Raw genomic sequence first — 11698 nt, forward strand, 5'->3', positions numbered from 1 at the left:
CATTTGTCCTTAATTTCCGCCTGCGTCCCACTTTGCTCACCTTCCAATATAAGGTTTCTCACCTATTGCTTCGAACTCGCCGGCCAGGGCGCCTACCATGGCAGTAAGGGAATAATCACAGCGCCAGCTGTAGCCCAAAAGAACAGTGTCTGCCCAGTCAAGGCGTTCTCCCAAAGTCGGTGACATGGTGTTCAGAATTATAATACGCTTTCCGCTGCGCTTGAAATATTCAGCAACCTTGGCGTGATTTTCGCTTGAAACACAGATTATTAAAGTGTCGTAGCCGGCAGCAAGAGGCGGCAGGTTGTCTAAAACCCACTGGGTGCCGTTAGGGCCCAAATCATAGTCAAAACGGAAGAAGCCTGCTTCAGGCCAGCGTTTTTTTGCCTCGGAGAAAAAGTTTGGAAGGCTTCCGCACAAAAGAATGCGGCCGCCGTTGGCACTGGTGAGGGGCATAGTTCCCTTTTTTTCTATTGTAATTGAGCGGCAGGCCTGTTCAAGGAAGAATTTCTCGCCTTCACGGTCAGGCACATATTCGTCAATTGTTTCCGGATTCGGATAAAGAGGCGCCGGATTTTCGCTCTTAAAGTAATCAAGTTTTGCCTTAATTACACGACGGGCAGCATCCTTTACGCGGTTTCGGAAGGCATCGTCCCTGTCCATCAAATCAAGGTTTTTAACCCAGAGCTGCTCGTTCAAAAGCGGAGTTGATGAAGAAAGGATAATGTCGTTTCCGGCTTCCAGCGCCATCTTAAAGGCGGCAGAAAGGGAACCTGCATAACTTGTAGCTCCGACCATGGCCATATCGTCAGTGATGATAAGTCCTTCATAGCCCATCTGATTGCGAAGGATTTCTGTAAGGAAGTATTTTGAAAGGCTGGCAGGGGCGCCGCTTTTTTCGATTAAAGGGAAGCTCAAATGACCGGACATAAGGGCCGGGCAGCCTTCCTTAAAAAGATACATGTAAGGCACAAGCTCGCGTTTTTTAAGGGTTTCAAAATCAACATTGATTACAGGAAGCTTTCCGTGAGAGTCCAGGCTTGTGTCGCCGTGCCCCGGAAAATGTTTAACCGTCGGGATAACGCCGGCAGCCTGGCTTCCAGAAAGGAAAGCGCTTCCCAAAATACCCGCCTTGTCCGGGTCGTCGCCAAAGGCGCGGGTTCCGATAATCGTTGAATCGTGATTTGTAAAAAGATCAACAGTCGGAGCAAAGTTCATGTTGATGCCAAGGATTTTGATTTCCCGGCAGATGTAGTAGGCGCTGTACCAGGAATCAATAGGATAACCAGAGGCGCCGATTGCCATGTTTCCCGGCGCAATTGTAGTATCGCCCTTTACATGGCGAACCCAGCCGCCCTCCTGGTCTGTTGCAACAAAAAGAGGAATCTGAAAGCGTCCCTCTGCCGATTTATGCTGCATGGTCGCAACCGATTTTGCAACCGTATGAATATCATCAGTGTTCCAGCCAAAAACCTTAATGCTTCCAAGTCCGCGCTCAACCCACCAGTGCAAAAGAAGAGGAGGCTCAGCACCCGCCCAGCCGAACATAAAGGTCTGGCTCAAAAGCTCGGAATTAGTCATCTGGTCAGTAATCAGGCGCGAAAGCTCGTCACTGGGAATATCCGACCAGAAGGTGACATTGCTGGAAGAGGAAATTTCGCCGGATTTTTCCTGCACTTTGTCATCATTTAAGAGATTAAAGGTCTGAGCAAAAAATAAGCCGCCTGCGCCAAGCCCAAGAAGCAGGGTAAAAATTGCAGTTTTAACCAAGAAGCTATATTTTTTCATCTATTTTTCCGCCTGTCTGATTCAAAGTTTTTAATACATTGAGGATTGCATTTTCCTCGTAGTCGTAATGTTTAGTTTCGGCAGGAATAAATTCCAAAAAACGCTCGCCGGAATTAAACTTATATATAGATGGAATCCATTCTTTTTCGCCATGAAAGGTCTGAAGCCAGTAAGTAAGATAAATCAGATTTTTGCCGTAAACATAATCATTTTTCTGGCATATAGGAGATTTAAAATTGATTTCGTGGATGGAAGTCGGCTTTTCCTTTTTTTGAGAGATTTCAGTCTGCTCTGCAAGTTTAGCGGCCTTGAAAATCCGGAGTGCAGATAAAACCGACTCTTCATCTTCTTCAACTTCCTTGGAAACAGGATTTACGTATTTTTCGTATTGAGCCTTAATTCTTGCAATCTTTTCTTCTTCTGTCAGATTGATTTTTTTCTGAAGGGGAGCGTCCTTGCTGACAGGCTTGATAAATTCCTTATCTTCTGCCTCTTCAAAGCGGGAAAGTTTTTTAGAAAAATTTGAAAGCGCGTCGGTAATATTTTTCATTTTCACCCCTTACTTTTCCAAAAATTTCTGTGCCGCGTGAGCCGCAATTGCACCGTCATTCACAGCCGTTACAATCTGGCGGAAAGGCTTTGAGCGGACATCACCCGCAACAAAAAGCCCAGGCATTGCAGTCATCATATTTTCATCAGTTATGATATAGCCGGCGTCATCCTTTGGAAGCATATCGACAAGAGAAGTCTTTGGCACCATTCCGGTAAAAATGAAAAGGGCGTCGGCAGGAACTTCTGTCACCTTGCCAGTTTTCAAATCTTCCAGCATGAGCCATTCAAGCTTATTTTCACCAAGAACTTCGCGAACGACAGTATCATAAAGAGGCTTAACACCGGCATTCAGCATTTTTTCCACAACAGCCTTCTGGGCGCGGAAGGAATCACGACGGTGAATAATCGTTACGTCATCAGAAATATTTGTCAGGAAGGTTGCCTCGCTGCAGGCTGAATCACCGCCGCCGACTACAAAGATTTTCTTGCCTGCAAAAAAAGGTCCGTCACAAACTGCGCAGTAAGAGACTCCCCGCCCCTGGAATTTCTCCTCACCGGGAATTCCCAGCTCTGTATGAACGGCGCCTGTTGCAATACAAAGGGCCTTCGCGTAATAAATTGTCTTTCTTGTAGTTACGATAAAGGTGTCATCTTTTTTATCGATTGAAGAAACAAAAGCTTCAACAATCTCGGCTCCAAAGGCTTCAGCCTGCTCCTTCATTTTCTGCATAAAGTCGGAACCGTTCTGAGAAGGAAAAAGTCCCGGATAATTTTCGAGATCAGAAATCTGTCCAACCTGCCCGCCTGACATTGAGGCATCGAGTACTACGCATAAGAGGCCGCCACGCGCAGCATATTGAGCAGAAGCAAGTCCCGCAGGCCCCGCTCCAATAATAACATAATCGAAAATCCGAGTATCCATACTTAAATTATATACAATTTTCCTCCCTTAATCTTAAAAAAACTAAGAAATTTGCAAAAAAAACTTGCAATTATATGATAGTTATCCTATACTACTGATAGTAAGACTATCACTAAAGAAGAGCAAACTTCCCAGAAAAAGCTTAGGAGGCTTTGGACAAATGAAAAAAATTACTGCAATTATTGCTGCATTATTTATCGGTTCTGTATTCGCTTTTGCAGACCCAGCAGAAGGCTACTGGATTTCTTATGATGAAAAGACCAACGAGGCTACAGCCGGCTGGTACATCTATGAAAAAGACGGAAAATTGTTTGGTACTATGACTGCCGTTCACGGTGAGCCACAGGATCAGGTTGCTTACGGAGCTAAGAAAGCAACTCCAAAAGATTTCCCAAAACAGGGACCTTTGTGCGAAATGGTAATGGTTGGTACAGACTGGATTTACAACCTGGAAAAACTTTCTGAAGGCGTTTGGGGCAAAGGAAGCATCGTTGACCCGGGCGACGGAAGCAAATATACATGTAAAATTACATACCATGCCGCAGACGGCAAAAAGTATGAAGTAGAAACACTGGAAATGCGCGGTTCTATCGGACCAATCGGCCGCAGCCAGTATTGGAAGAAAGCAACTGAGGAAGAGGCAAGAGCTATCCGCTAATGCAACTTCCAGCCATAATTTAGCTCCTTTTTTTTAGATATATTTATAGCCGTCCGTGAGTTTTTCATAGTTTCTTGCGGGCGGCTGCCTTTTTTAACATGTAAGTGAAGATTTTAATGCGGATGCGCGCAGCGCAGACGGCAGGTAGCGTCGCGGCACTTGTACCTGTAGCTAACATTTTTACGCTACCGAGTATTGGCGTGGTCGTAATCTTAACACCAACTTCCAGATGCCCGTAACCACGCCTTAACTTGCGCAAGCACAAGTTGTAGGACTTACCGAGTGATATCTCTGAGCCAGCCTTTTTTAAAGTAATGAATTACGCTTGGCGGCATTTTAACGAACTCATCCAGGAAGAGGATGAAGTATACGGTGAGAGGCGGAAGCTTGAGCACGAATGCGCAGATAAGGCCGACAGGAACGGCAACGCCCCACATAAAGCAGGCATCCAGGATAAAACCGAACTTTGAATCGCCGCCGGCACGGAAGATTCCGCAAATCAAAACGGTGTTAATTGTTGCACCGACTATCGAGTAAGAGTTGATGAACAAAAGAATGTTTCTGTAATGAGCGGCAGTTTCGGAAAGATGTGCGAGAAGAGGCATAATCGGGTACATACAGATCATGGCAAGGCCCCCTAAAAGCCCCGCAGCAATCGTACTTCGCACAAGGCGGGAACCGTTACGTTCGGCAAGGGCCATGTCGCCGGCACCGATTGTTTTACCCAGAAGAATTGCTCCACCGTAAGCCATACCAAAGCAGATAATTGTCGCAAGGTTTCGGACAACGTTTACAACGGAATTTGCGGCAACAATATCTTCGCCAAGATGTCCAAGAATTACCGAATACATTGAAAAAGCGGCTCCCCAGACAAGCTCGTTTCCAAGAGCAGGCAGCGAATACTTAAAAAAGTCGTGGGTGAGTTCCTTACTGCGGCGGAAAAGCACTGTCATTGTAAGGCGAAGTTCCTGCTGGCGGGCAGCATAAACAAGACAGATAGCAAGTTCAAGCGCGCGGGAAATTGAAGTTGCAATTCCAACGCCCATAATTCCAAGCTTTGGAACGCCGAAAAGTCCGTAAATGAAAAAGGCGTTCAGAAAAACATTGGTTCCAAGAGCAATAAAAGTAAGCGCTGTGGCGATTTTAACTTTTTCTACGCTTTTGAAGGTGGCGCAGAAGGTCTGTGTTATGGACATGAAAATATAGGAGAAGCCAACCACGCGAAGGTATATGACGCCAGTTTCAATCAGGTTAGGATCAGAAGTAAAAATCTTCATTAAAAAATGGGGCGTAAACATGGCAGCCAGACCAAAAACTACGCCGACAGTCAAAGAAATTCTCAGGGCAATTCCTGTAAGGGTTCGGATTGAATCAAGATCCTTTTTTCCCCAGTACTGGGCGCAGAGCATTCCTAGTCCAGAAGAAAGGCCGACTGTAATCATAAAGAGGATAAAAACAATCTGTCCGGCCAGGGAACTTGCGGCAATTGCAGTCTGTCCGACAGAGCCCAGCATGATTACGTCCACGGAACTTACGGCAGCGGAGATAAGGTTTTGAATCGCAATCGGCGCAACAATTCTTGCCAGCGACTTATAAAAATCTTTTGCTTCTGTATTCATAAATATGATACCCTTTTTCTTCATTTTGATGTAAAATTAAAGTTATGACAATTGCTTTATTTTCAGACAGTTATTTACCCACAAAGTCAGGTATCGTTACAGTGGTTGTTCAGCTGAGAGAGCAGCTTATCAAAATGGGTCACCGCGTAATTCTGGTGACAGTAAACACTACAGAAGAATATTCTACAGATGACCCGGATATTTACCGCGTTCATTCGGTTCCGCTTGGACTTGGCACGGATCAGTTTCTGGCCCTTCCGGCAATGCATCCTCTTGTTCATTATTTGAAAGCGCAGAATGTAGAAATCATTCACTGCCATACTGAATTCGGAGTTGGAAAGGCTGGCCTGCGCGCTGCCCGCATCCTTAAAATTCCTGCAATCTGTACAACTCACACAATGTGGGTTGATTTCTATAAATACTATCTTCCTCATGTTCAGAAAATTATGCGTCCTTCCATGGTCGTAGGTTTTATGAATCACTTTTACAAGAAATTCCACGCCCTTATCGGTGTTTCTGTAAAAGCCAGAAATTACTACAAGCAGCCGGATATGATTCCTCAGGTGCCGTCAGTAATTATCCCGAATTCAATCGACAGCTCAAAGTTTATGGCAGAGCACGCAAGTGAAGAAGAAAAACTGGCCCTCCGCACACAGCTTGGCATTGAAAAAGACGACATTATGCTTTTGTTTGTCGGCCGCGTGGGAGAAGAAAAGCGCGTAATCGAACTTGTAAAGGTTTTCCAGCACGTAACGGCAAAAAATCCTAATATCAAGGCTGTGATTGTCGGATACGGCCCTGCCTACGAAGAGCTTGTTTACGCAGCCCGCAATGAAATCTTAGAGAAAAAAATCATCTTTACAGGCTTTGTTGACTGGCAGAAGGTTCACACCTACTACGAAACTGCAAATATTTTTGTTACCTGCTCGCTTTCTGAAATGCATTCCATGACAATTCTTGAAGCCCAGATGACAGGCCTTCCTCTTGTTCTCCGCCGCGACGACAGCTATCTTGATTCAGTTTACCAGGGACAAAACGGCTACCTTTGCGACAACGAGCGCGAAATGGAAAAGCACATCCTTGAACTTGCAAAAGACAAGCACAAGCGGGAACAGTTTTCACGCAGAAGCCTTGATATAACCAAAAAGTTTACTATTGAAACTCACGTAAAAAAGACAATCAAAGTTTACGAAGAAGTCATTAAGGCTTATCCGAAAAAAATTGACGAAAACAAAGTGATGAAGATGCTCGAAAAAATCTAGGTTATGAAACCCTTAGTAATCTGCACCACCCTTTTAGTAGAAAAATCTCCTCAGGCCCTGCCCCTTGGCGCCGCATGCATTGCTTCGGCAATTAAACAGAGCCAGCTTACCCGCGAACTCTGCGAAGTAAAGCTGACAGCCTTTTCCATGGAAGACAAGGTTTGCACAGCAGACTCAATTTATCGCATTTTAATAGAAGAAAAACCTGCGATTGTCTGCTTTTCGGTTTTCGTGTGGAACCGCCTGCTGCTGGAAGAAGTTTCTGAAAAACTGCGGGCAGAGGGCATAATCACAATTGCGGGCGGTCCCGAAATTACGGCTCACCCGGAAGTTTTTACAAGCTTTGACTACACCGTTTCCGGCGAGGGGGAAATTAAAGTTCCTGAACTTGTGGCAAAGCTGATAAGCGGGGCGGAAGATAAGACCAAGCCGGCCAAAGACGGCAATCCTCTATCATGTATCCTTACAACATCTCAAATCGACCTTGCAAGCCTCAGTTCCCCCTACCTGGACGGAACAATCGATCCTTCAGAATACGGCGGGGCCCTCTGGGAACTTGCCCGCGGCTGTCCCTTCAAATGCTCCTACTGTTACGAATCAAAGGGCTCAAAAACTGTCCGCCTTTTCCCAATGGAAAGAATCCGCGCCGAACTCGAACTTTTTGCCGCAAAAAAAATCCCTCAGGTTTTCGTGCTGGATCCAACCTACAATGCAAACAAGGAACGCGCCCTTCAAATCCTCAAGCTTATGGCGCAAAAAACACCCGATACCTTCTATTATTTTGAAGCCCGCGCCGAGTTCATCACACCGGAGCTTGCCCGCGCCTTTACGAAAATCCCCTGCGCCGTGCAGATTGGCCTTCAGAGCGCAAATCCCGACGTACTCGCTCTGGTTCACCGCCCCTTCAACAAGAAGCAGTTCACAAAAAATATCGCAATTCTCAACCGCGAAGGGGTAATTTTCGGTTTTGACCTGATTTACGGACTTCCCGGCGAAACCTTGCGGGGCTTTAAAGAGGGAATCGACTTTGCAATTTCCCTCTACCCTAACAATCTGGAGCTTTTCTGCCTTTCAGTGCTGCCCGGAACCGATCTTTTTGACCGCGCCGGCGACCTTCACCTGACTTTTGAGCCCCAACCGCCATACCACATCATCCACACAGATTTATTTTCAAAAGAAGATATTTCCCGCGCCGCATCGCTTTCCGCTGCCTGCGACCTTTTCTACAATCAGGGCCGGGCCGTTCCCTGGTTCAACACAATCTGCCATGCTGCAAAAATCCGCCCTTCTCAGTTTTTCGCCCAGTTTGCAGACCATCTCAACGCCAGCAATTCAGGCGCCGCGGGAAACGGCCCCCTTCCAAATCTTACAAATCTGCAGCATCCCCAGATAGAAAAACTGCAGCTGGACTTTATAAAAAAACTCTTCGACCGTGCCGGCCTTCAGCGCCTCTTCAGCGCGGCAAAAGACCTTATCAGTTTAAACGGCGCCCTGGCGCGTACCCAGGAAAGCGGCCGCCAGGAAACTCTCCGCCTCTCCTACAACGCCGAATACCTCTTCAGCGAATACGCCGGCGACCTCAAATTCTTCTGCCAGAACGTCAAACCCCAGCCCTGCAAAATCCAGACCTTCATGAACGGGCACCTAGCGGATTTCAGGGTTATAAAGTAAAAATCACACCTTATTTTCACATCTGATGATTTTCTGTATAATAGAACGCTATGAGTAACAATAACGAAAATAATAAGAAAGACCCTTTACTTTGCCACTGGGCTGATCAGATGGCTGACAAAATTATTCGTGAAAAGGGTGATTTGGATTCTTACACCTGCGCGTCGGGAATTACACCTTCGGGAACAGTTCACCTTGGAAACTTCCGCGAAATTATTACTGTAGATCTGGTTGTACGCGCACTTCGCGACCGCGGCAAGAAGGTTCGCTTTATTTATTCATGGGATGATTATGACGTATTCCGCAAGGTTCCTGCAAACATGCCGAACCCGGAAATCCTTGAAAAATACCTTCGCTATCCTATTACTGAAGTTCCTGATACAACTAAACGTAACGAAAACTACGCACGCCATCACGAGGTTGATATTGAACAGCAGCTTCCCCGCGTTGGTATTGCTCCGGAGTTCCTTTATCAGGCAAGCCGCTACCGTGCAAACCGCTATGCTGAAGGTATGCGCAAGGCTATGCAGAACCGAGACGTTATCAAGGCTTGTTTGAACGAATACCGTGATGACGCTCACAAAATGAAGGACAGCGATGTTTACTGGCCAGTTGCTATTTTCTGCGGTAAATGTTCTAAAGATACTACTGAGATTACCGGCTACGATGGAGAATACGGCATTTCTTACAAATGTGAATGCGGTAACTGCGAAACTGCTGATATCCGCACTTTTAAGGGTGCTAAGCTCGGCTGGCGTGTTGACTGGCCTATGCGCTGGAACGAAGAAAAAGTTGTATTCGAGCCGGGTGGAAAAGACCACATCAGCCCGGGCGGAAGCTACGACACAGCTAAACTTGTTTCTAAGAAAATTTACGGCTGGGACGCACCAATTACTATGCGTTACGACTTTGTAAACCTTAAGGGTGTTCCTGGAAAGATGTCTTCTTCTAAGGGTAAGGTTATTGCTTTGCCTGATGCTCTTGATGTTTATCAGGCTGAAGTTCTCCGCTACATTTTTGCGGGAACTCGTCCTAACACAGAATTTGCCATCAGTTTTGATATGGATGTTCTTAAGGTTTATGAGGACTACGACAAAACTGAACGCATTGTTTACGGAATTGACAAGGCTAAGAGCGAAGACCACTTTAACAAAGAAAAGCGCATTTACATGCTCAGCCAGATTGATGGAAAGATTCCTGAGACAATGCCTTACCAGATTACCTTCCGTATGCTGACAACCCTTCTTCAGATTTATTCTGGAGATGCTGATAAAGTTATTGCTTCTCTTGGTGATGTTAAACCTGAACAGGAAGAAAGACTTCGCCGCCGTATTGCATGTGCATGGTTCTGGATTAAACATTCTGCTCCGGACTGTGCTCCTGAATTCTGCTTTGAACTCCGTTCTGAAGGAAGTAAAACAAAACTTTCTATTCAGATGGCAGACGCAATTAAGCGCGTAAAGGAGCAGGTTCTTCCAAAGCTTTCTTCATTCCAGACTGATAAGGAGTGTCAGGAAGCAATTTATGCTGTTGCAACTGAACTTGGACTTGACGCAAAGGCTTTGTTCACTGCTTTGTACCAGGCTTTGATTGCAAAAGAGCAGGGGCCTCGTCTTGGAAGCTTTATGAGAATTATCGGTCAGGAACGTCTTGAAAAACTTTTGGGAAGTGTAGAAGGCGTAAGTGAAGAAGAGCTCAAAAAAGCTGCTTCAGAAAAGAAGCTTACTCCGGCAGAAATCGACAAGCTCCCGCTTGCAGAACGATTCAGCCGCCGTGTAATTCTTAAGGTCAGCAAAATTGAAAAAGTAGAGCAGCATCCGGGAGGAAGCTTCCTTTACATTCTGACTTTGAACTGCGGCGAAGAAGAGCCTCGCCAGATTGTAAGTTCAATTGTTAAGTTCTATAAGCCGGAAGAACTTTTGAACCGCAATATCGTTCTTGTTTACAACCTTAAGCCTGCAAACTTCCGCGGTGTACGCAGTAACGGTATGCTGCTTGCTGTAAGCGAAGGCGGAGCTGATGATCATGACACCTGCGAAGTTATTTTTGCTGATGATTTTGAAGTTGGAACAATTCTTGAACCGGAAGGATTTGATGTTCCAGCAGACGTTGCAGAAATGTGCTTTGTAAAACCAGAAAAGTTTGCTGAAATGTCTCTTTGTACAAAAGACGGTTTTGTAGAAATTGACGGCAAAAAGATTGGTGCTAACGGCAAATTTGTAAGCGTTGAAAAATATAAGAACGGCGCTATTCATTAATATTGCAAAGGTCGTAGTGCAAATTACAGTTTGCAGCGACACAAACCTTTGCTTAACATTTTGCTTTTAGCAAAATGTTGTGGCAATTTTTTCTAGCAACCATAACAAAAAGGGGAAGTTCTCAGCTTCCCCTTTTCTATTTAACCTTATAATTTTGGCTTACTTACCAGCGGCTTTATCCTGTTTAATCAGAATGCGCAGGGCCTCTACCGCGGTTTTAATGGCAAGCTCGGTGTCGTGGGCCTGCTTGTTTTCAAGGCCTTTTTTAGCGCGTTCCTGGTTGGCTACTACCAAGAAGCAGGAACCTACGCGAACGCGGAGGAAGCTTCCGGCTACGAAGAGGGCGGCACTTTCCATTTCGCTTGCAAGACAGCCCAAACGGAGCCAGGCTTCCCACTTATTCTGAAGTTCATAACTTACCGGCATAATTTCCGGCTCGTGCTGACCAAAGAAAGAATCTTTACACTGAACAACTCCTGCGTGATTGCGGATTCCAAGATTTTTTGCAGCCTGAACCAGGGCATTTGTAACGTCCAGATTTGGAACGGCAGGAAATTCAATCGGAGCAAACTCGCGGCTTGTTCCTTCCATACGGATAGCACCGGTTGCAATAACAATGTCACCGCCCATTACATCTTCCTGCATACCGCCGCAGGTTCCAACTCGGATAAAAGTCTTAGCACCACATTTAGCAAGCTCATCAATCGCGATTGAAGCTGAAGGGCCACCGATACCTGTAGAAGTTACGCTTACCTTAACTCCGTCCAGCGTTCCTGTGTATGTGACGTATTCGCGTACATCTGCAACCAATTTTGCATTGTCAAAATGTTCTGCAATTTTTGCACAGCGTTTCGGGTCACCCGGCATAATTACATATTCGCCAATGTCAGCAGGCCCTACACCTGTGTGATACTGTTTTCCAGAACCTTCTGTATAATCTACCATAATTTTTTTCTCCTTGTGGTTTT

Annotated in this window: 9 protein-coding genes and 1 pseudogene; 5 read left to right on the forward strand and 5 right to left on the reverse strand. The window is 45.7% G+C overall.

The window, feature by feature from the left end:
* Nucleotides 1–36 precede the first annotated feature (36 nt).
* The 3 genes from T530_RS0108760 to trxB are packed head-to-tail and all read right to left on the reverse strand — an operon-like array spanning nucleotide 37 to nucleotide 3262.
* On the reverse strand, nucleotides 37–1788 hold the full coding sequence (locus T530_RS0108760; protein WP_027728683.1) for a glycoside hydrolase family 3 protein: 1752 nt from the start codon (nucleotides 1786–1788) through the stop codon (nucleotides 37–39).
* The gene (locus tag T530_RS0108765; RefSeq protein WP_027728684.1) at nucleotides 1775–2338 is read right to left on the reverse strand and encodes a hypothetical protein; all 564 of its coding nucleotides are present in this window, start codon (nucleotides 2336–2338) and stop codon (nucleotides 1775–1777) included. The genes T530_RS0108760 and T530_RS0108765 overlap by 14 nt, the downstream gene beginning before the upstream one ends.
* A 9-nt stretch (nucleotides 2339–2347) precedes the next feature.
* Entirely contained in the window at nucleotides 2348–3262 is a 915-nt protein-coding gene (gene trxB / locus T530_RS0108770; RefSeq protein ID WP_027728685.1) for a thioredoxin-disulfide reductase, read from the reverse strand.
* A gap of 160 nt (nucleotides 3263–3422) precedes the next feature.
* Here trxB and T530_RS0108775 point away from each other — a divergent pair, with 160 nt between their 5' ends.
* Nucleotides 3423–3920, forward strand: a complete 498-nt coding sequence (locus T530_RS0108775) for a DUF2147 domain-containing protein (protein ID WP_027728686.1) — start codon at nucleotides 3423–3425, stop codon at nucleotides 3918–3920.
* Nucleotides 3921–4195: 275 nt separating this feature from the next.
* Here the strand turns inward: T530_RS0108775 and T530_RS0108780 are convergent, their stop codons facing one another.
* The gene (locus T530_RS0108780) at nucleotides 4196–5539 is read right to left on the reverse strand and encodes an MATE family efflux transporter (protein ID WP_027728687.1); all 1344 of its coding nucleotides are present in this window, start codon (nucleotides 5537–5539) and stop codon (nucleotides 4196–4198) included.
* A gap of 44 nt (nucleotides 5540–5583) precedes the next feature.
* On the opposite strand from T530_RS0108780, the gene T530_RS0108785 reads away from it, so the two are divergent.
* From T530_RS0108785 to T530_RS15240, 4 genes and pseudogenes are all read left to right on the forward strand, one after another.
* Nucleotides 5584–6801, forward strand: coding sequence for a glycosyltransferase (locus T530_RS0108785; RefSeq protein WP_027728688.1), 1218 nt, complete (start codon nucleotides 5584–5586; stop codon nucleotides 6799–6801).
* A 3-nt stretch (nucleotides 6802–6804) separates the two neighbouring features.
* The gene (locus T530_RS13995; protein ID WP_051537912.1) at nucleotides 6805–8472 is read left to right on the forward strand and encodes a B12-binding domain-containing radical SAM protein; all 1668 of its coding nucleotides are present in this window, start codon (nucleotides 6805–6807) and stop codon (nucleotides 8470–8472) included.
* 50 nt (nucleotides 8473–8522) lie between these two features.
* Nucleotides 8523–10133: pseudogene (gene lysS / locus T530_RS14000) on the forward strand (lysine--tRNA ligase); the annotation flags it as partial.
* Nucleotides 10134–10730 (forward strand): hypothetical protein, encoded by a 597-nt coding sequence (locus T530_RS15240; RefSeq protein WP_252507362.1) that lies wholly within the window; start codon nucleotides 10134–10136, stop codon nucleotides 10728–10730. It begins immediately after the preceding pseudogene.
* 159 nt (nucleotides 10731–10889) lie between these two features.
* On the opposite strand, the gene udp is transcribed toward T530_RS15240, so the two are convergent.
* Entirely contained in the window at nucleotides 10890–11675 is a 786-nt protein-coding gene (udp, locus tag T530_RS0108800) for a uridine phosphorylase (RefSeq protein WP_009103268.1), read from the reverse strand.
* Nucleotides 11676–11698: the final 23 nt, after the last annotated feature.

The organism is Treponema sp. C6A8 (assembly GCF_000619925.1).
Taxonomy (GTDB): Bacteria; Spirochaetota; Spirochaetia; order Treponematales; family Treponemataceae; genus Treponema_D.

Excerpts from the sequence above, each read along its gene's own strand:
- T530_RS13995 (WP_051537912.1), top strand. The coding sequence starts at position 6,805 with ATGAAACCCTTAGTAATCTGCACCACCCTTTTAGTAGAAAAATCTCCT.
- T530_RS0108780 (WP_027728687.1), bottom strand. The coding sequence starts at position 5,539 with ATGAATACAGAAGCAAAAGATTTTTATAAGTCGCTGGCAAGAATTGTT.
- udp (WP_009103268.1), bottom strand. The coding sequence starts at position 11,675 with ATGGTAGATTATACAGAAGGTTCTGGAAAACAGTATCACACAGGTGTA.
- T530_RS0108785 (WP_027728688.1), top strand. The coding sequence starts at position 5,584 with ATGACAATTGCTTTATTTTCAGACAGTTATTTACCCACAAAGTCAGGT.
- T530_RS0108775 (WP_027728686.1), top strand. The coding sequence starts at position 3,423 with ATGAAAAAAATTACTGCAATTATTGCTGCATTATTTATCGGTTCTGTA.
- T530_RS0108760 (WP_027728683.1), bottom strand. The coding sequence starts at position 1,788 with ATGAAAAAATATAGCTTCTTGGTTAAAACTGCAATTTTTACCCTGCTT.
- T530_RS0108765 (WP_027728684.1), bottom strand. The coding sequence starts at position 2,338 with ATGAAAAATATTACCGACGCGCTTTCAAATTTTTCTAAAAAACTTTCC.
- trxB (WP_027728685.1), bottom strand. The coding sequence starts at position 3,262 with ATGGATACTCGGATTTTCGATTATGTTATTATTGGAGCGGGGCCTGCG.